18 protein-coding genes are annotated in these 19,441 nt (G+C 61.9%); 10 read left to right on the top strand and 8 right to left on the bottom strand.

Translation table 11 applies throughout. The features are described from left to right. The first annotated feature begins 22 nt into the window (after positions 1 to 22). Positions 23 to 1,465, top strand: coding sequence for an exodeoxyribonuclease I (sbcB, locus tag GZ092_RS06240; RefSeq protein ID WP_293635405.1), 1,443 nt, complete (start codon positions 23 to 25; stop codon positions 1,463 to 1,465). 77 nt (positions 1,466 to 1,542) lie between these two features. On the opposite strand, the gene GZ092_RS06245 is transcribed toward sbcB, so the two are convergent. Both GZ092_RS06245 and GZ092_RS06250 read right to left on the bottom strand, forming a co-directional pair. Continuing rightward, positions 1,543 to 2,277 carry a glutathione S-transferase gene (locus GZ092_RS06245; RefSeq protein ID WP_293635407.1) on the bottom strand — a complete coding sequence of 245 codons (735 nt, stop codon included), beginning with the start codon at positions 2,275 to 2,277 and terminating at the stop codon, positions 1,543 to 1,545. A gap of 7 nt (positions 2,278 to 2,284) precedes the next feature. Beyond that, positions 2,285 to 3,241 carry a rhodanese-related sulfurtransferase gene (locus GZ092_RS06250; protein ID WP_293635409.1) on the bottom strand — a complete coding sequence of 319 codons (957 nt, stop codon included), beginning with the start codon at positions 3,239 to 3,241 and terminating at the stop codon, positions 2,285 to 2,287. A gap of 231 nt (positions 3,242 to 3,472) precedes the next feature. Between GZ092_RS06250 and GZ092_RS06255 the strand changes: the two genes are divergently transcribed. Continuing rightward, the gene (locus tag GZ092_RS06255; RefSeq protein WP_293635411.1) at positions 3,473 to 4,696 is read left to right on the top strand and encodes a PHB depolymerase family esterase; all 1,224 of its coding nucleotides are present in this window, start codon (positions 3,473 to 3,475) and stop codon (positions 4,694 to 4,696) included. Between the two features lie 108 nt (positions 4,697 to 4,804). On the opposite strand, the gene GZ092_RS06260 is transcribed toward GZ092_RS06255, so the two are convergent. Together GZ092_RS06260 and GZ092_RS06265 are read right to left on the bottom strand one after the other, a co-directional pair. Then, positions 4,805 to 5,332: a hypothetical protein gene (locus GZ092_RS06260; protein ID WP_363254310.1), complete on the bottom strand. Its 528-nt coding sequence runs from the start codon at positions 5,330 to 5,332 to the stop codon at positions 4,805 to 4,807. A gap of 32 nt (positions 5,333 to 5,364) precedes the next feature. After that, positions 5,365 to 5,886 carry a LapA family protein gene (locus tag GZ092_RS06265; protein ID WP_293635413.1) on the bottom strand — a complete coding sequence of 174 codons (522 nt, stop codon included), beginning with the start codon at positions 5,884 to 5,886 and terminating at the stop codon, positions 5,365 to 5,367. Between the two features lie 158 nt (positions 5,887 to 6,044). Here GZ092_RS06265 and GZ092_RS06270 point away from each other — a divergent pair, with 158 nt between their 5' ends. Together GZ092_RS06270 and GZ092_RS06275 are read left to right on the top strand one after the other, a co-directional pair. Next, positions 6,045 to 8,417 carry a Tex family protein gene (locus GZ092_RS06270; protein WP_293635415.1) on the top strand — a complete coding sequence of 791 codons (2,373 nt, stop codon included), beginning with the start codon at positions 6,045 to 6,047 and terminating at the stop codon, positions 8,415 to 8,417. A 104-nt stretch (positions 8,418 to 8,521) separates the two neighbouring features. Next, positions 8,522 to 8,698 (top strand): hypothetical protein, encoded by a 177-nt coding sequence (locus tag GZ092_RS06275; protein ID WP_293635417.1) that lies wholly within the window; start codon positions 8,522 to 8,524, stop codon positions 8,696 to 8,698. Between the two features lie 26 nt (positions 8,699 to 8,724). Here the strand turns inward: GZ092_RS06275 and GZ092_RS06280 are convergent, their stop codons facing one another. Then, on the bottom strand, positions 8,725 to 10,680 hold the full coding sequence (locus GZ092_RS06280) for an acyl CoA:acetate/3-ketoacid CoA transferase (RefSeq protein WP_293635419.1): 1,956 nt from the start codon (positions 10,678 to 10,680) through the stop codon (positions 8,725 to 8,727). 94 nt (positions 10,681 to 10,774) lie between these two features. Beyond that, a complete protein-coding gene (locus GZ092_RS06285) occupies positions 10,775 to 11,911 on the bottom strand; it encodes an iron-containing alcohol dehydrogenase (RefSeq protein ID WP_293635421.1) in 1,137 nt (378 codons plus the stop codon). A 169-nt stretch (positions 11,912 to 12,080) separates the two neighbouring features. On the opposite strand from GZ092_RS06285, the gene GZ092_RS06290 reads away from it, so the two are divergent. Beyond that, positions 12,081 to 13,046, top strand: a complete 966-nt coding sequence (locus tag GZ092_RS06290; protein ID WP_293635423.1) for an alpha/beta hydrolase — start codon at positions 12,081 to 12,083, stop codon at positions 13,044 to 13,046. Next, a complete protein-coding gene (locus GZ092_RS06295; RefSeq protein WP_293635425.1) occupies positions 13,043 to 13,900 on the top strand; it encodes a YbgC/FadM family acyl-CoA thioesterase in 858 nt (285 codons plus the stop codon). Before GZ092_RS06290 ends, GZ092_RS06295 begins: the two co-directional genes overlap by 4 nt. A 160-nt stretch (positions 13,901 to 14,060) precedes the next feature. Here GZ092_RS06295 and GZ092_RS06300 read toward each other — a convergent pair whose 3' ends face one another. Beyond that, positions 14,061 to 14,900, bottom strand: a complete 840-nt coding sequence (locus GZ092_RS06300; RefSeq protein WP_293635427.1) for an NRDE family protein — start codon at positions 14,898 to 14,900, stop codon at positions 14,061 to 14,063. Positions 14,901 to 14,927: 27 nt separating this feature from the next. Then, positions 14,928 to 15,887 (bottom strand): folate-binding protein, encoded by a 960-nt coding sequence (locus GZ092_RS06305; protein ID WP_293635429.1) that lies wholly within the window; start codon positions 15,885 to 15,887, stop codon positions 14,928 to 14,930. 118 nt (positions 15,888 to 16,005) lie between these two features. On the opposite strand from GZ092_RS06305, the gene mltG reads away from it, so the two are divergent. From mltG to GZ092_RS06325, 4 genes are all read left to right on the top strand, one after another. After that, positions 16,006 to 16,980, top strand: coding sequence for an endolytic transglycosylase MltG (gene mltG / locus GZ092_RS06310; RefSeq protein ID WP_293635620.1), 975 nt, complete (start codon positions 16,006 to 16,008; stop codon positions 16,978 to 16,980). A gap of 92 nt (positions 16,981 to 17,072) precedes the next feature. Beyond that, positions 17,073 to 17,864, top strand: a complete 792-nt coding sequence (gene tmk / locus GZ092_RS06315; RefSeq protein WP_293635622.1) for a dTMP kinase — start codon at positions 17,073 to 17,075, stop codon at positions 17,862 to 17,864. Next, the gene (locus GZ092_RS06320) at positions 17,861 to 18,991 is read left to right on the top strand and encodes a DNA polymerase III subunit delta' (RefSeq protein WP_293635431.1); all 1,131 of its coding nucleotides are present in this window, start codon (positions 17,861 to 17,863) and stop codon (positions 18,989 to 18,991) included. The genes tmk and GZ092_RS06320 overlap by 4 nt, the downstream gene beginning before the upstream one ends. 67 nt (positions 18,992 to 19,058) lie before the next feature. Next, complete coding sequence (locus GZ092_RS06325; RefSeq protein WP_293635433.1) at positions 19,059 to 19,436, top strand: PilZ domain-containing protein; 378 nt, start codon at positions 19,059 to 19,061, stop codon at positions 19,434 to 19,436. Positions 19,437 to 19,441 lie beyond the last annotated feature (5 nt).

Genomic DNA, 19,441 nt, shown 5'->3' on the forward strand with positions numbered 1-19,441 from the left:
AAATCTTGGAAAAAACCAGCCCATGGATTCCCACACCTTTCTCTGGCATGACTACGAAACCTTTGGCCTGAATCCGCGGCGCGACCGGCCGGCGCAGTTTGCCGGCATTCGCACCGATGCCGAACTCAATGAAATCGGCGAGCCCCTGATGGTCTACTGCCAGCCGGCCAACGACTACCTGCCGGACCCGGCGTCCTGCGTCCTGACCGGCATCACACCGCAGCATTGCCTGGCGCAGGGTGTGCCCGAGCACGCCTTCGCCGCGCAGATCGAGCAGGCGCTGGCGCTGCCCGGCACGATTGGCGTGGGCTACAACACCATCCGGTTTGACGACGAGGTGACGCGCCACCTGTTCTGGCGCAACCTGATCGACCCGTATGCTAGAGAATGGCAGAACGACTGCGGCCGCTGGGACTTGCTTGACGTGGTGCGCATGGCCTATGCGCTGCGTCCCGACGGCATTCAGTGGCCGCTGAAGGACGATGGCAAGCCCAGCTTCAGGCTCGAAGACCTGGCGCGGGCCAATGGCCTGATGCATGAGACCGCCCACGATGCGCTGTCGGATGTGCGCGCCACGATTGCCTTGGGCCGGCTGATCCGCACGGCGCAGCCCAAACTGTTCGACTTTTGCCTGGGGCTGCACAAGAAGGCCCGGGTACTAGCCGAACTGGGTCTGCCGGCGACGGCGCAAATGTCCAGGCCTTTCTTGCATGTCTCGGGCATGTTTTCCTCTGAACGAGGTTGTCTGGCCATCATGTTTCCGCTGGCCACCCATCCGTCGAACAAGAACGAAGTGCTGGCCTGGGACCTGGCGTACGACCCGAGCGAGTTGTCGCTGCTCGACGTGGCGACGCTGCGCCTGCGGCTGTTCAGCAAATCAGCCGACCTGCCCGAAGGTGTGCTGCGTCTGCCGATCAAGTCGGTGCACCTGAACAAGTCACCCATGGTCGTACGTAATCTACAGACATTGACGTCCACCATGGCCGCGCGCTGGGGAGTGGACAAGGAAAAGGCGCTGCGCCATGCCGAAATCGCCGCCGGCCTGCCCGACATGAGCGCGCTCTGGTCCGAGGTGTTCCGGCATCCGGCATCGGACACACCCGATGTCGATGAAAACCTGTATGGCGGCTTCATTGGCAACGAGGACCGCCTCAGGCTGAACCAGTTGCGTGAACTGTCAGCCGATGAACTGGCGCACAGCCGGATGGGGTTTGACGACGAGCGCTTGCCTGAACTGGTGTTTCGCTACCGCGCCCGCAATTTTCCGCAAACCCTTAGTCCGGAAGATTCTGAGCGCTGGGAAGCGCACCGGGCCGCGCGACTGCTCGAAGGCGAGGGCGGTGCGCGCAATGTCGATGCGCTGTTTGAAGAAATTGACGCCCTGGCCGAAACCGCCGACGAGCGGGCAGAGGCGATTCTGGGCGCCTTGTATGACTATGCCGAGTCAATTGCGCCGGAACTCTAGAAAACCTGTAGTTGCTATTGAATAAATAGCTGAATACGCCGGTGGGATATGCGCAAATGGCCTGAATGTCTTAAGTTTTAGGGTGTCAAGCCAGTCGTCGGGTCAGCCAGCCATCCCAACGCAATGCCCGGCTCGCCCGGCTGCCACGGCGGATATTTTTCCATGACCTGCTGAAACAGCGGCCCGGTCTCCCAATCCCGTAGCCACGCCTTCAGGTGCGGCCACGGCTGGGCATCAAACCACGCCCGGTCAGTGTGTGCAAACTGGCGGACAAACGGCAGGATGGCCATGTCGGCCAGGCTCGCCGTATCGCCAAACAGCCAGGCGTGATGGCTCAAACGGGTTTCAAGCTCCATTAGCCAACTGCCCGCGTCGGCCTGGTGCGCCTGGGCAAAGGCCTGCTCGTCGCTTGCGTGCTCGTGCCGGTAGCGGTTGGGGTACTTGTAGCGGTCCAGGTGCTGCTTGAACTCGCCGTCGTTGAACGCGATCAGCGCCTGCATCGACGGCAGCGTTTCGCGACCCGCCGCGAGCCAGTCGTATGGGTCGTTCTGCGCCAGCGCCCAGTGCATGATCTCCAGGCTCTGCTCGATCACCTGGCCGTCGGGCAACACCAGCACCGGCACCGTCGCCTTGGAGGATGCAGCCAGCAGGTCGGCCGGTTTGCTGCGCAGCACGACTTCACGCAATTCGCACCGCAGGTCGCTGGCCGCGATGGCCAGCCGTGCCCGCATCGCATAGGGGCAGCGGCGAAAGGAATACAGCACCGGCAGGGGCTGAAGCGATTGGGAAAAAGGGGGCAGGGCCGATGCCATGTCCATGTCATTCGCTACCCGGTTGCCGCACGCCTATGTGCGCTTGATGGCGCGCGGCGGCCAGTTCGACCTGGCGCTGGCGTTCACGGTAGCCGTGCTTTTGCGCGTCGGTGGTGCGGTCATGGCAGTGCGCGCAACTCACCCCACGTTCATACAGCGGCGATTGGCGGTCTGCAGCGCTCAGCGGGTCGCGGCAGGACCGGCACAGCGTGAAGTCGCCCGGCTGCAGCCCGTGGCCGACCGAGACGCGCTCGTCGAACACGAAGCATTCGCCTTGCCACTTGCTTTTCGCCTCGGGCATGGTTTCAAGGTACTTGAGGATGCCGCCTTCCAGGTGATAGACCTCTTCAAAACCCTGCGCCCGCATGAAGGCGGTGGACTTTTCGCAGCGGATGCCGCCGGTGCAGAACATGGCCACCCGGGGCTTCTTGCCATCGACCGGCGCCAGCGCGCCGCCATCGGCCATTTCCCTTTCGACCCAGGCGGGCAGCTCCGAAAAGCTGTGCGTGGCCGGGTTGATGGCGCCCTTAAAAGTGCCGATGGCGACTTCGTAGTCATTGCGGGTATCGACCAGTACCAGCGCTGGATCGGCGAGCAGTTCGTCCCAGTCCTGCGGTTTGACGTACTGGCCGGCCATCAGCGCGGGGTGCACATCCGGCACGCCCAGCGTGACGATCTCCTTTTTCAGCCGCACCTTCATGCGGTAGAACGGCATCTGCGCGGCATGCGCTTCCTTGTGTTCCAGCGTGGCCAGGCGCGGGTCGCCACGCAGGAAGCCCAGCACCGCATGCACTCCCTGAGTGGTTCCGGAAATCGTGCCGTTGATGCCTTCCGGCGCCAGCAGCAGCGTACCCTTGACGCCCTGCGCTTCGCAGCAGGCCAGCAGCGGAGCCTGCAGCGCGTCAAAGTCAGGCAGTTCGACAAATTTATACAGGGCGGCGGTCAGGAAGTCGGGCGTGATCATGGGGGTAATCCAGGCGAAAAAAGGGTGGGCGCTGTCGTGCCCCGGTAGGCCAATTATCCCGCCACCCGGGTTTTTAACGCCAAGCCTTGTTTTTGGGGAAAAGAGCTTACAAAAAATTATGCTGCATTGCAGCAAAATACGGGGAGCGGTTGGGAATCATGACCCGCGCATGGCGTTTGCGGCATCGGCCCCATTCCAGACCCCTGAAAACACCACAAAGCCAAAGTCCCCATGACAAAAAGTCTGACCAGCCTCTGGCTCAAGAACCTGCGCCTCGTTGGCAAGGCACAGCAGGCGCAGGGCCGCAAACTCTTCAAAAATCTGTTGACGACGCCGGCCCGCACACCATTGGCCAAAAGCATCAAGCCCGCCAAAGTTGCCAAGACCCTTCGCACCACCACCCTGAAAACCGTCAAGGCGCTGAAGCCGGTGAAGCCTCCGGTGGTAAAAGCCGCCAAGCCGCGCCGCAAGGCGGCTGCTCCTCCCGCCGGGCCTGCGGCGACGCTGCTGCCGGCACTGCCTGGAAGCTGGAAGAAATCCTTCTTCAGCCTGCCGGGCACGGGGCTGGCCCCGGCACGCCGGATGATGTACTGGCTTTACCTGCCGTCCGGTGTTGCCAAGGCGCCGCTCCCGCTGGTTGTCATGCTGCACGGCTGCAAGCAGACCGCGACCGATTTTGCCGCTTCCACCCGCATGAACCAGCTGGCCGAACGCAAGGGCTTCGCGGTGCTGTATCCGCAGCAGTCGGCCGCCGCCGACGCGAACCGCTGCTGGCACTGGTACCGGCGCGCCACCCAGCAAGGCCATGGCGATGTCGCGCTGATCGCCGAAATGATCAAGCAGGTGCGCGTCCGGAACCGGCTGGACACGACGCGCACCTATGTTGCAGGCATGTCTGCGGGCGCCGGCCTGGCGGCCATCCTGGCCTTGCGCCATCCGCAGCTTATTGCCGCCGCCGGTCTGCATTCGGCGCCGGTCTTTGGCACCAGTGACTCGCCCATGAGCGGTTTCCAGGCGATGCAGCAGGGCGCCGGCGTGCATCACAAGGAGGCGGTGCGCGAGTTCACCGACAGCAAACTGCAGTTTCCCGGCATGCCGGTCATGCTGATCCAGGGCAAGAGCGATTCGGTGGTGCGCCGTGTGAATGTGGACCACCTGAGCGCCCAGTTTTCCATCATCGACGCCCCCTGGATCACCAGCGCCGAACCGGTGGTGCGCAGCTATGCCGGGCGCCGCAGCGGCCGAAGCCCGCGCCATGCCTACAAGACGGCGACCTATTACGCCGGCCGAAAGCCGATGCTGGTGAAATGCGAGATTGACCTGCTGGGCCATGCGTGGAGCGGCGGTGACGGCCGCCTGGACTACAGCACGCCCGAAGGTCCGGATGCCACGCTGCTGTTGTGGACCTTTTTCTCGCGCCAGCAGCGCCTGCAATCGGTGCCAATGCCGATGTAGGCGCTGCACTCGCCTGTCGGCATCGATTTTTTCAAGTCATTAACGGCATTTGCGTACTATCAGCGTTGGTTTATTGCTATCATTTTTTTATGATATAAAAACCGTGGCCTATTTGTGCTTGCCGGGTTTTTCCTGCCTGAGAGCGCTGCAGAACCGGACCAGCACGGCTTTCGTCCTGTGCTTCATCCGCCGTCCCAGGCGCCAGGGCCATGAAACGCGGACCTGCCTCAGCATCCGGTCCTTCCATGCTTTCCACGGCGGGTAGGCGCGGGCGAACCAGCCCAGTTGCATGAGGGCCGGTTCGGTCAGCTGGAACAGGCGGGCAGCCAGTGCGGTGCCTGCAATTTTTGCCGAAACCACCAGGCCCAGCCCAACGCCAAGGTGACCCTTGCCCAGCAGGAACAGCGCCAGCAGCTTGACCGGAATGAGTAAAAGTACCGGGATGCCAAACGCCAGCAAGGCCGCCCACGGCGGCAGGCGAATGATCAGCCGCTCGATCTGCCGCCAGACCGGCAACCGGCCCAGCGCAGCAAAGCATGCGGCCAGGGGTTCCCAGCCCCATTCCTCGAACAGCAGGAACAGTGCAAGCGGCGCAAACAGGATGCCTTTGAGGATCCGTTGGAGGAGGGCGATCAAACTGCTTCAGCCATGTCTTGCATGGCCGGAGCTTATCTGAAGGTGGTGTTGCTGTCGTGCGGGAGGGTGGGGGTGACGGTTGCAGCGCGCTGCGCCAGGCGCTGTTCGAGTTCACCCATGTAGGCGGCCAGGGTGTTGTCCATCTGCTCCATGCGCGCCAGCAGGACTTGCTGCTGCTGGGCAAAACGGTCGGCCAGCACCGTTCCCAGCGCTGTCTCGCGCTGCTGCTCTGCCACCACCTGCGCTTCCAGGTAGGAGCGCAGTTCGGTAAAGCGCGAGCTTTCGGCCTTGTCGGCCAGTTCGCGCTGGGCATTGAGTTCGCGGGTATGGGTACGCGCTTCAAGCACGTGCCGGCTCTGCATGAAGATGGTGCTGCCCAGGAAGATGATCACGGTGGCCACCAGCAGCGCCAGCATCACCAGTCCAAGGGGCACATTGATGGTGGTGAAGCCCAGGCTCAAGGGATTGGGCTGGGTGAAGACATCCACGTTCAAGGCCACGAAGCCGGCCAGCAGCAAGATGGCGACGACCAGAAGAATGGTGCGAAAACGCATGGAGAACTCCCTTTTTGATTGGTATGAAGGCGCGGACGCTTGCCGGGATTATCGATGCGCAAGCCGGTTTTGACTGTGGGACAATTCCGCCCTTTGGCGTCAGCAGGCACGGGAGCCCGCCGCTGGCGGCAGGCAGAAAAACCTCAACCAGAGACCACATGCAGAAAATCATTCGCCAGATTGCGGCCGAAATCAGGGTCCATGAACACCAGATCAAGACCGCCGTGGAACTGCTCGACGGCGGGGCCACGGTGCCCTTCATTGCACGCTACCGCAAGGAGGCCACCGGGGGGCTGGACGACATCCAGCTGCGCGAACTCGAACACCGGCTGTCTTACCTGCGCGAGCTGCAAGAGCGCCGTGAAACGGTCTTGAGAAACATTGACGAGCAGGGCAAGCTGACACCCGCGCTGCACGCGTTGATCGAGGCAACCGCCACCAAGCAGGACCTGGAAGACCTCTACCTGCCCTACAAGACCCGACGCCGCACCAAAGGCCAGATGGCGCGCGAAGCCGGGATCGAGCCGCTGGCCGAACGGCTGTTTGCCGACCCGTCGCTCCATCCCCTGGAAGAAGCGCTGGCCTTCGTGATGGCCGAAAAGAACGAAAGCGGCGACGACTTCACCACCGTGCAGGCGGTGCTCGACGGCGTACGCGACATCCTGAGCGAGCGCTGGGCCGAAGACGCGCTCCTGGTGCAGTCGCTGCGCCAGTGGCTCTGGAGCGAAGGCCTGTTGTCGTCCAAGCTGGTCAGCGGCAAGGACGAACACCATGCCGACACCGCCAAGTTCCGCGATTACTTTGACTACGACGAACCGATCGGGCGTGTACCCTCGCACCGCGCGCTGGCCGTGTTCCGCGGCCGGGGGCTGGAAATCCTGGATGCCAAGCTGGTGTTGCCTGTGCCACCCGAAGCCGGGCAGCCGAGCATTGCCGAAGGCAAGATTGCCCTGCACCTGGGCTGGAGCCACAAGGCGCGGCCAGCTGATGACCTGCTGCGCAAGTGCGTCGCCTGGACCTGGCGCGTCAAGCTCAGTTTGTCGCTGGAGCGCGACCTGTTCACCCGCCTGCGTGAAGACGCCGAGAAGGTCGCCATCAAGGTGTTTGCCGACAACCTGCGCGATTTGCTGCTGGCCGCACCTGCCGGCCCGCGCGTGGTGATGGGGCTGGACCCTGGCATTCGCACCGGCGTGAAGGTGGCGGTGGTCGATGCGACCGGCAAGCTGGTCGAAACCGCGACGGTGTTTCCGCATGAGCCGCGCAAGGACTGGGACGGCTCGCTGCACACGCTGGCGAAGCTGTGCGAAAAGCATGGCGTGAACCTGATCGCCATTGGCAACGGCACGGCCAGCCGCGAAACCGACAAGCTGGCTGGCGATTTGATGAAAATCATGGAAAAACAGGTGCTTGCGCATGCTGGACAAGCGCTAGCAGCTATCGAAAAGGTAGTGGTCAGCGAAGCCGGTGCGTCGGTCTATTCGGCCAGCGAATTCGCCAGCCAGGAAATGCCCGATGTCGATGTGAGCCTGCGCGGCGCGGCCAGCATTGCGCGGCGCCTGCAGGACCCGCTGGCCGAGCTGGTGAAGATCGATCCGAAATCGATTGGCGTCGGCCAGTACCAGCACGACGTGAACCAGAGCGACCTGGCGCGCAGCCTGAGCGCGGTGGTCGAGGACTGCGTGAACAGTGTCGGCGTGGACCTGAACACGGCCAGCGTGCCGCTGCTGGCGCGCGTGTCGGGTCTGAGCCAGACGGTGGCCAAGTCGGTGGTGCGCTGGCGCGATGCGAATGGCGCTTTTGCCAGCCGCTCCGATCTGCTCAAGGTGACGGGGCTGGGCGCCAAGACCTTCGAGCAGAGCGCGGGTTTCTTGCGCCTGCACAAGAGCACCAATCCGCTGGACATGACCGGCGTGCATCCGGAAACCTATTCCGTGGTCGAGAAAATCATGGCGTACACCGGCAAGCCGGTGGCCGAACTGATGGGCCGCGCCGAAATGCTCAAGACGCTGAAACCCGAGCTGTTTGCCAACGAGAAATTTGGCGTCATCACGGTGAAAGACATCCTGGCCGAGCTCGAAAAACCGGCCCGCGATCCGCGCCCTGACTTCAAGGTGGCACGTTTCAACGACGGCGTGGAAGACATCAAGGACTTGAAGGAAGGCATGCTGCTGGAAGGTACCGTCAGCAACGTGGCGGCCTTTGGCGCCTTCATCGACATTGGCGTGCATCAGGACGGCCTGGTGCATGTCAGCCAGCTGGCCAACAAGTTCGTGACCGACGCGCGTGAAGTCGTCAAGACCGGCGACATCGTCAAGGTGCGCGTCACCGAGGTCGATGTGGCGCGCAAGCGCATCGCCCTGACCATGAAGCTGGACGCTGCGCCAGTGCGTCGCGACGCCCCGCGCGACAACCGCTTTGAAAGCGCCCGGCCCGGCATTCAGCAACGCGGCGGTTCTCGCCAGGCTACGCCGCAACCGGCATCGACGGCGATGCAATCGGCGTTCAGCAAGCTGGCGGGGCTGAAAAAATAGCGTTCCGGTTTTTCTGTCATTGCGGGCTGGAACCGGACACCATAGCGCTCAGATCAGGGGACTGGCATGCGTTCGCTCTGAAAAACGACTTTTTGGCATGAAAAATGGTTTTTGCGCAGGCTGCATATGCGATTGCAGCTATTAATTTGTTAGCAAAATTGCTGATTTTTTGCATGCAGTGTTTGCCAGTGATGGTGTTTGGTGCATGCCTGCAACCGGAGATGCGGCACCCGTTGGAAGCCGGGTCAGGCCCGGATGCCGGTTTTTCTTTTTTGGCATGATGGCCCGGCCACCGCCACGGGCGGGCTCAACCAGCCTGCGGTTTCAGCGCCTCCAGCCTGGCCTTCAGAAACCCGCCCGTGCCGTAGCGCGTCACGCGGCTGTAGTAACGCGTGCTCAGGCGCTGGACCATGGCCGAGTAGTCGTCGATCAGCCGGGGCAGGATGCTGAAGCTGTCGTAATTGACCACCGCCGCCACGCGCTCGCCCAGCGGTTCCAGCGGCGCCAGCAGGGCGGCGAGTTGCTGTTCGATCGCCTCGATGTCCGAAATGCTGTCCACGGCCAGACCTTCAAAGTTGATGAACAGCATGCCGTGTGCGCGGTCCAGCTCGAAGCGTTGCGCCAGCGGCGTGGCCAGCAGCCGGTGGCGCAGTCCGATGGGCTCGTTCAGGAACAGCGCCGCATCCATCAGCTTGAGCTGCGGGCTGATGGCCGGCATGAAATCCATCTGCCCCAGCACGTCGCGCTCCAGGTTGACGCCCGGCGCGATCTCGATCAGTTCCAGCCGGCCCTGGCCTCCATCAGCCTTCAGTTCGAACACGCAGCGCTCGGTCACGTAGAGCACACGCTGGCCTCGCCTGCAGGCCTCGCGGCCGCTGAAGGTCCGGTGCTCTACGTGTTGAACAAACTTGCGCATCGTGCCTTCGCGGTGGATCTGCAGCCGCCCTTCCTGCACGCGAACGTCCAGGTCGCCAGCCGTGAAGGTGCCCACGAACACGACGGTGCCGGCATTCTGGCTGATGTTGATGAAGCCGCCCGCACCCGCCAGCCGGGGGCCGAAACGGCTGACGTTGAGGTTGCCTTCGGCGTCGGCCTGCGCCAGGCCCAGCACCGCGATGTCGAGCCCGCCGCCGTCGTAGAAGTCGAACTGGCTGGGCTGGTCAATCACCGCCTGGGCATTGACGGCAGCGCCAAAGCTCAGGCCGCTGGCCGGAATGCCGCCAATCACGCCGGGCTCGGCCGTCAGGGTGACCAGGTCGATGACACGTTCTTCGGCGGCCACGCTGGCCACGCCTTCGGGCATGCCGATGCCCAGATTGACCACGTGGTTGGCGCGCAGTTCCAGTGCGGCGCGCCGGGCCATCACCTTGCGTTCGTTCAGCACCATGGCCGGCAGCGAATCCATCGGCACGCGTATTTCACCGGAATAGGCGGCGTTGTAGGCCTCGGAAAACGTCTGCATGTGGTGCGATGGATCGGTGGCCAGCACCACGGCATCGACCAGCACGCCGGGCACCTTGACGCTGCGCGGATGCAGCGTGCCGCGCTCGGCGATGCGCTCGACCTGGGCAATCACGATGCCGCCGGAATTGCGCGCCGCCATGGCAATCGCCAGTGCTTCCAGCGTCAGCGCCTCGCGCTCCATGCTCAGGTTGCCGTCGGGATCGGCGGTGGTGGCGCGGATGATGCCGACCGATATCGGAAAGGCCTTGTAGAAAAGGTATTCTCGGCCGTCAATGTCCATCAGCCGCACCAGGTCCTCGGTGGTGCAGGCGTTGATCTTGCCGCCGCCCCAGCGCGGATCGACGAAGGTATCGAGCCCGACGTGGGTGAGGGTGCCAGGCTTGCCGGCGGCAATGTCGCGAAACAGGTGGGTGATCACGCCTTGCGGCAGGTTGTAGGCTTCGATCAGGTTGTCAACCGCGAGTTTCTGCAGCGCCGGCACCAGCCCCCAGTGGCCGCCGACGACGCGCTTGATCATGCCGGCATGGCCAAGGTGGTTGAGACCGCGCGTCCCGCCATCGCCCTGGCCGGCGGCGTACACCAGCGTCAGCTTGCGCGGCGCGCCGCATCCGGTTTCGGCTTGTGTGTCGAGGAAGCGCTGCTCCAGCGCCACGGCAATGGTTTCGGCAAAGCCGATGCCGACGAAGCCACCGGTGGCCACGGTGTCGCCGTCGTGGATCAGGCGGACCGCGTCGGCCGCGCTGACGACCTTGTTGCGCCGGACGCCGGCGGGGCTGGATTCGTTGAAATGGCTGTGCATGCGGGCTTTCGCGGGGCTGGGTGTTCGATCATCAGCCCATCTGCCCGGCGGGAGTAACCGGGAAAACCACGCCTTGCGCGAAGGCGCCTTCGGACTACATCGAATCTTCCAGCATCGCCTCGTAGTCCTGCACGCTGGCCAGGCGCGGATTGGTCTGGTGGCAATGGTCGGCCAGTGCGCCTTTGATGATCTGGCCGAACTGCTCGCGCCGCACGCCCATTTCAGCCAGGCCGCCCGCCAGTCCGAGGCGCAAATTCATGGCCTTGAGGGCATCGGGAATCTCGATGCCCGATGACAAGCCCATGACGCGGGCCATGCGCGCCAGGCGCATTTCCTTCTGCATTGATTCGGCGCCGGCATTGAAGCGCACCACGGCCGGCAGAAACACCGCATTGAGCGAGCCGTGGTGCAGGCGCGGGTCCACGCCGCCCAGGCTGTGGCTCAGCGAATGCACGCAGCCCAGGCCCTTCTGGAAGGCCATGGCGCCCTGCATCGACGCGCTCATCATGTTCAGGCGCGCCTCGCGGTCGCTGCCGTCGCGTGTGGCGCGCTCGATGTGCGCCCAGCCGCGCTCCAGGCCGTCCAGCGCGATGCCGTCGGCCGGCGGGTTGAAGGCCGCCGACATGAAGGTTTCCATGCAGTGCGCAATCGCATCCATGCCGGTGGCGGCGGTCAGGCGGGCGGGAAGGCCGAGCGTCAGTTCGGGGTCGCAAATCGCGGTTTTCGGCACCAGGTGCCAGGAGTGAAAGCCGAGCTTGCGGTGGTCGCCGACGATGATGATGGCGCCGCGTGCCACCTCGCTGCCGGTGCCGCTGGTGGTGGGCACGGCGATCAGCGGGGCGACGCGTTCGGTGATTTTGGACGAGCCGCCTTCGATGGTGGCGTAACCGGTGAGCGGGCCTTCGTGTGTGGCCGCAATCGCCACGCCTTTGGCGCAGTCAATCGCCGAGCCGCCACCGACGGCGATCAGACCATCGCAGCCGCTGGTCTTGTAAAGCTCGGCCGCCGCAAGCACTGCGGCTTCCGTCGGGTTGGAGGGCGTCTGGTCAAACACTGCTACCGTCAGGCCGGGCAGGGCGTCCAGCGCTTTTTGCAGGATGCCCGCCGCCTTGACGCCCGGGTCGGTCACGATGAGGGGCCGCGTGATGCCGACACGTTCGCACTCCTGCTTGAGCAGTTTGATGGCGCCAAATTCAAACTGGACCTGGGTGATGTAGTAGATGAATGCCATGAATGGGTGTCTTTCTGCGTTGTACGATGCGAAGCTGTTGACGTGAACCTTACTTTAAAGCCTGGAGCACCCCTTGAATTACAAGCAAACCCTGATGGAGGTCACTTTGGAGATAGGCCGTTCAATGGCGCCGATCACCTTGTCTTTTTCTTTCGCATTGCTCGGCTAAATGCATTTCCGCCCCTCCGAAAGCCTGCTGACACCGGCCATGCGCGATGTCCTTAGCCGCATGGCACGCGCCCATCGCCCGCCGTTTCACATGCTGACGCCGGTCCAGGCCCGCGCCGCCTATGAAGCTGGATCGGGCGTACTGGAGCTTCCAAAACCTGTGCTGGCGCGGGTTCGCGACTTCGGCATTCCGGTGCGTGACGGCCATGTGGTGGCTGCACGGCTGTATGCGCCGTCGTCGGAAAAACTGCCGGTGCTGCTGTACTTTCACGGCGGCGGCTTCACCATTGGCAGCATCGACACCCATGACGGGCTGTGCCGCCAGCTCAGCCACCTGGCGGGCTGCGCCGTGGTGTCGGTGGATTACCGGCTGGCACCCGAGCACAAGTTCCCCGTGGCGGCGCATGACGCCTGGGACACGCTGCAATGGCTGGCCGGTCACGCCGCTGAACTGGGGCTTGACGCCCGGCATCTGGCCGTTGGCGGCGACAGCGCTGGCGGCACGCTGGCCGCGATGTGCGCCCTGCTGGCCCTGGACATCGGCTTGCCGCTGGCGTTGCAGTTGCTGTTTTACCCCGGTTGCGCGTCCCATCAGGACACGGCTTCGCACCGCAGATTTGCCCAGGGTTTTGTGCTCGATGAAGTGGACATCAGCTGGTTTTTCAACCATTATTTGCGCAGTCCGGCCGACCGTGAAGACTGGCGCTTCGCCCCGCTCAACGCCAGTCATGTGGACGATGCGGCACCGGCCTGGTTCGGGCTGGCCGAATGCGACCCACTGGTCGATGAAGGGCTGATGTATGCCGACAGGCTGCGCGCCGCCGGCGTGCCGGTGGACCTGGAAATCTACCGCGGCGTGACCCATGAATTCATCAAGATGGGTCGAATCCTTCCCGAGGCGCGCCATGCCCATGCCGACGCCGCCCGGGCTCTGCGCCATGCCTTTCACCTGAAAAATCGACCATGAAGCCCAATGATTTCCGGCTGCATCACCGCCTGCGCGTTCGCTGGGCCGAAGTGGACATGCAAAAGATCGTGTTCAACGCGCACTACCTGATGTACTTTGACACCGCCATCACCGACTACTGGCGCGCCCTGGCGCTTCCATATGAAGAGGCCATGATTCAGCTGGGCGGCGAGCTGTATGTCAAGAAGGCCAGTGTGGAATACCACGGCTCGGCTCGCTTTGACGACCGGCTTGACGTGGCGCTGAAGTGCGCACGGATCGGTCATTCATCGATGGTTTTTACCGGCGCGATTTTCAGGGGCGAGGCATTGCTTATTACCTGTGAACTGGTCTATGTATTTGCCGATCCGGCATCGCAGACTTCACGGCCCGTGCCGCCAGCCCTGCGCAGCCTGATCGAGCGTTTCGAAGCGGGCGAATCAATTCTGGAGGTGAGGCTTGGCGCCTGGTCCGAACTGTGGCCGGCTGTCGCAAGGATTCGAACGGCTTTGTTGGTGGAAGAGCAGCGTATTGAACCTGAAAGCGAATGCGATGAAGCTGACCGCTCAGCCCTGCATGCCGTTGCTTTCAACGCCTTGGGGCAGGGCATCGCGACAGGCCGGCTGGTCAGGCAAGGCCACGCTTCAGGAAAGATAGGTTGCCTGGCGGTGCATCGCGCCCTGCGAAGCGAAGGCATCGGCCAGACCGTTTTGGGGGCGCTGGTCGGTGCGGCCCGGCAAAGCGGTGATCACGAAGTCATGTTGAATGCGCAATGCAGTGCCGAAGCGTTTTATCTGCGTCAAGGATTCATGCCGCGCGGAGAGATTTTTACAAAGGCAGGCATCCCGCACAAGGAAATGTTCAAACCGCTCTGAGGCAGCTGGCTGCGCGGTCTTTCAAGAAATTTTTCAACTGGACAGCGCAACAGTTCGGATTTGCTTCGCCTCCGGTCGTGCACACGAATGCGCAATGCACTAATTTAGTATTTTGAATGTAATCTACACTTCAGATTAAACCTATCTAATACAACAATTCTCAAACAACGAAGGAGATAGAAGAAGCTACAGGAATTTCATCTGCAGATTTATGAAAATGCGTCTGTTCTTCCATGTCAATCCGCAGGACTTTGTCCTGAATTGGTTCCAGCATCCTGCTGGCTACCAGAATCGTGCTGCTGCGCGTGCCATAGCCAAGGTCAGGAAACTGCACAAATGCACTGGACAGGGCCGCTTCCATAGCCTCGCGAGATGCAGTTTTCGGCACATCGTGAGTCGGGGCTCGAGCACGATCACCGAGTGCTGCCCAGAGCGGGTCTTGCCATGAATCATCGTATGCAATGGCACCCTGTTCCAACGACGCCCTCAAAGCGTTTTTTAATGCGAGTGTCTTGGGCCACGGTGTATCGAGCGCTGCATTCGAAAGCCCGTAAACACCAGGAGCCAGTGTTTCGAAATGCAGCCCTGAAGAAGACGCAAGCGATCTGTTCGTCATCCATGTCCAGCCATTTCGCTGCACATCACCCAGCACCAGGTTGAATCCGCCATAGCGCTGGCTGTCCTTTTCAAGCAGGGATGCAAATGCTGCGGCATCGCTGTGGCTTTCAAGCCAGCGTGTCACAAGTTCACCCCGCGAAAACGCAGCAACTTTCGGCTCGGCTTCGCGCACATTGGTGAGGAATGCCACCCGCCCGGCAGGTGTCATTCCCAGCCAGGTCCCGCCTGCGCGCAGATCGCGTCCGGAAATAATTTCCTGCCCGCCGGGCGTTTGCCAGCGGTCCAGCGGCAGCGTCGGACGGTCCAGGAATTCATCACGATTGGAGGCAATCACCAAAGGAAAGCGTTGCGAAACGCCGATGGCAAACGCAATCAGGCACATGCCTGGATTTCCTTTCGCGTCATGGCTTCAGATATCTTCAAGCAAAGGGTAGGGCAGCGGCAGCAGTGCCAGGGCCGGTCCGGCCGCGTTGCCCAGGGACAGGCGCTTTTCCCCGGGATGCGCTGCTGCATCTGCCGCTGCAGCGGTCTGAATCGACACGATCGCATCGAAGCCACCCGCTGGATGCGCGGCGCAGGCAGCCACCAGACCGCAAGGCTGGTCGTTGTCTTGCGCATAAAATACTTCCTGCCCTGGCGCAGGCGCCGCATCGGCGTCGCTATGAACCAGATACGCTCGGCGCTTGAGCGTGCCGCGAAACTGGCTTCGGGCAACAATTTCCTGTCCGGGGTAACAGCCTTTCTTGAAATTCACGCCGCCGACCGACTCATAGTTGAGCATTTGCGGCACAAACGACTCGAAAATCGGCTGGCTGATCATGGCAATTCCCGATTGCACTTCAAGCCAGTTCCACACATCCAGGTCAATGGGCTCCCCTTCAGGCACCCGGGATGCGGTCGGCGCGCACCACATTGCCCGCGCCTGGCCGGCGCCTGGATAGAGAAAAATCAGGTTTGCCTCATCAATATCGACCTTGGTCCATGCCCGTTCAGCGCTGGATGCTACAGAATCAATAGCGGTTCCCGTGAGACCATACAGCAGAAAATCGTCAGTGGCATCGCTGAGTTTTGCCTTTGCGCGCATCACAAACATCGACAGCCGCTTGAGCGTCGCGCCCAAGAGGTCAAGGCTGCACACCAGCAGGACTTCTTCCGGGCTGCGCTTGAATAGGACAAAACTGGCCTGCATCCGCCCCTTGGCATTGCAAAAGGCCGCGAGCCGGGCCTGCGTCGGTTCCAGCAGCGCAATGTCTTGTGTCAACTGGCCCTGCAGGAACTTGACGGCGTCTTCGCCGACGGCGCGGATGATCCCGAGATGCGTCAGCTTGACGACCCCGGAAATTTGAGGGACTGAGCGGGTCATGGTCATGAGGAATTCGCTGTAGAGGTGAAGATGGCCTGAATTATCATTGCCCGGTGTTGAGTGGTGTTGATGTTGAAAAGGTAGCTGGGTCGTGCGTCGTGTTTTTACAAGTTTATTGATCTTGATGCTGACTGCAGCGCTGCTGCTTTTCGGTGCGGCCTTTTGGTGGCTGCACGAACCCATGCCGCTTCGGCTGCAACCGGGAAGCCAGGTCGTGGACCTGGAGATAGAGCACGGCACCACGGCCAATGGCGTCGCTGATGTCGTGGTGGCCAGTGGTGCGGACGTGCCGGTGCTGCTGCTCCAGGCATGGTTTCGTTTTTCAGGGCAGGCCCGGCTGATCAAGGCGGGCAGCTACGAAATCGTTCCCGGTACCTCACCTAGACGACTGTTGAGCATGCTGGTTCGCGGTGAGGAAACCCTGAAAAACGTCACGCTGGTTGAGGGCTGGACCTTCAGCCAGGTTCTGCAGGCACTTCAAAAAGCAGAGCAGCTAACCCCCGACACGCTTGCGCTAAGCCCTGAAATGATCATGGAAAAGCTGGGAAAGCCAGGCGTCCATCCGGAAGGCCGTTTTTTTCCCGACACCTATACCTATGCCAAGGGCTCAAGCGATCTGGCCGTACTCAAGCGCGCTGCCCGGGCCATGGACAGGCGACTCGAAGCCGCCTGGAGTTTGCGCAGCCCTGAGACGCCACTCAAGTCTCCCGACGAGGCGCTCATCCTGGCCAGCATCGTCGAAAAGGAAACCGGCAAGCCCTTGGACCGTGGACAGATCGGCGGTGTCTTTACCAACCGCCTTCGCATCGGTATGCCGCTGCAGACAGACCCGAGCGTGATCTATGGGATGGGCGCCCGGTTTGACGGCAACCTGCGCAAACGCGACCTCCAGCAGGACACGCCTTACAACACCTACACCCGAACGGGTCTGCCGCCAACGCCAATTGCCATGCCGGGCAAGGCCGCCTTGCTGGCGGCGGTACAGCCGGCACCGACCAAGGCGCTTTATTTTGTCTCGCGCGGTGACGGCACCAGCGAGTTCAGCGAAAACCTTGACGGGCACAACCGCGCCGTCAACAAATACATTCGAGGCCGATAGATATGACCCCCACGCTTGTCGCTTCGCGTACTGCGCTGCCCCTCGAGGAGGCGCTGCGGCCCGGCGAAGCCAGTTCCGCGGCCCCTGCTGGTATGGAAGAGGCTTCTGCATTGCCTGACGCTACAAGTTCTGTGCTGCTCCCCGTTGGGGCTGGCCCTGATGTAAAAAGCCTGGCGCGGCGACCTTCGCATTCCCAGGGCCTGTTCATCAGTTTTGAAGGCATCGACGGTGCCGGAAAATCAACGCACATCGACGCTCTGGCCAACGCCTTCCGGTCCGAAGGCCGGCTGGTCACGCTCACGCGCGAACCGGGCGGCACCTTGCTCGCTGAAAAGCTGCGCAGCCTGGTGCTCGAAGAGGCCATGGACCCGCTGACCGAGTCGCTGCTGATCTTTGCCGCCCGCCGCGATCATGTGGTTCGCGTGATCGCCCCCGCGCTGCTGCGTGGCGAGGTGGTGCTGTGCGACCGCTTCACCGACGCGACCTTTGCCTACCAGGGAGCCGGGCGCGGATTCAATCTGGCGGTGCTGGCAACGCTAGAACGCTGGGTACAGGCCGACGAAGGCCTGCTGGGCGACCCAGCGGGCAATCAACCGATGAAACCCGAGGTTGAAACGGTGATCGAGCCCGACCTGACGGTCTGGTTCGACCTGCCGCCTGAGGAGGCCGCCTTGCGCCTGGCGGGTTCGCGCATTCCCGACAGATTCGAATCTCAACCCGTGGAATTTTTTCGCCGTGTTGCGCAAGGTTACGCGGAACGCCAGCGCATTCATGTTGAACGCTTCGCGCGGATTGATGCTTCCCAGTTGCGTGATGCCGTCTGGCAGTGTGTCCTGCAGGCGGTGGTTGAAAAGGGATGGCTGCAAGCCATGACCCACCCATGATCACCCCGAATGCATTCGCCCCGCCAAGCCGGAGCCTGGCCCCTTGGCTGCAAACCCAGTTGGAAAGCCTGCTGGCGCAGCGCGGCCATGCATGGCTGCTGGGCGGGCCGTCAGGGCTGGGACAATTCGAGCTGGCATTGGCGCTGGCCACCGCCTGGTTGTGCGAGCAGCCCACGGCGCAGGGCGCGTGCGGCCACTGCGTCAGTTGTCATGCGGTAGAGGTTCATACCCATGCAGACCTGTGCATGCTGTTGCCTGAAACCCTGTCGCTGTCGCTGGGCTGGCCGCTCGACGAAAAAACACAGGACGATCTGGACGGAAAAAAACGCAAGCCCAGCAAGGAAATCAAGGTGGATGCAGCGCGCGAAGCCGTGTCGTTTACCCAATTCACCCGATCCCGTGGAACGACGAAGGTCATCGTGGTGTTTCCCGCCGAACGCATGAACCACGTCACGGCAAACACGTTGTTGAAAACGCTGGAAGAGCCGCCAGGGGCGGTCAAGTTCATTCTTGCAACCGAAGCGGTGCATCAACTGTTGCCAACGATCCGAAGCCGCTGCCTCGGCCACACCATGCTTTGGCCTGATTTTGAGGAGGCTTTACGCTGGCTGGGTAGTGATCCGGCTCGACTGGGCAGCACAGACAGCAAGCCACAAAAATCGGTTCGCTTGCCTGATGCTGCTGATTTGAAAATACTTTTGCACAGAGCGGGCGGACGGCCAGCTGACGTTCTCAACTGGATGCATGACAGCCCGGCCACAGAGACAGCGCAGCGATGGCAGAATTTCCCCATAGCCATGGTTCGCGGCGACGTCAGTGCGCTGGTGGACTGGTCACCGGCCATGGCAGTCGACGCCTTGCAAAAGCTTTGCCATGACCTGTGGGCTGTTCGGGTGGGGGCGGCCCCCCGGTTTTTCAGTTCCAAAGACCTGTCGTTCATGCCTGAAAAACACGATGGCAAAACGGGCTTTGCCACTAAAGAAATGGCTGCCACGGGGTTGGAAGCGCTCGCAAGCTGGTCCAGTGATTTGAACGCCATTGCGCGCACCGTGGATCATCCCTACAACCCTGGTCTACTGATCGAATCTCTGGTCAGCCGTGCAAAAACAGCGTTAGCAGCCGCATGAGTGAGGACGAAACCGTTTAGAACGGCTGTGTTGATCGGCGACATTTCAACCTCCATAAAAAATTCTCATGACTACAAAACCCGTTTCCAGTTCTGGTGCTACAGCAACCAGGCCCAGCATTGTCCAGTTGGTCATCAAGGAAAAGGCTGAACTTCATGCGGCGTACATTCCTTTGTTCAAAGAGGGGGGAATCTTCATTTCTACACCTCGCGACTACAAGCTCGGCGATGATATTTACCTGTTGCTGACCCTTCCGGGGGAAACGCAACGCCATCCAGTCACCGGCAAAGTGGCATGGATTACCCCGGCCCATGCTGCAGGCAACCAGATGCAGGGAATAGGTATTCGGTTCCCCTCGGAAGAGAAATCACGACTTCTCAAAGCCCGGATCGAAGAGGTATTAGGTTCGCATTTGATGTCGAATCGGCCGACTAACACGATTTGAATTTC

The sequence above is a fragment of the Polaromonas sp. genome (assembly GCF_010365105.1).
Classification (GTDB): domain Bacteria; phylum Pseudomonadota; class Gammaproteobacteria; order Burkholderiales; family Burkholderiaceae_C; genus Polaromonas.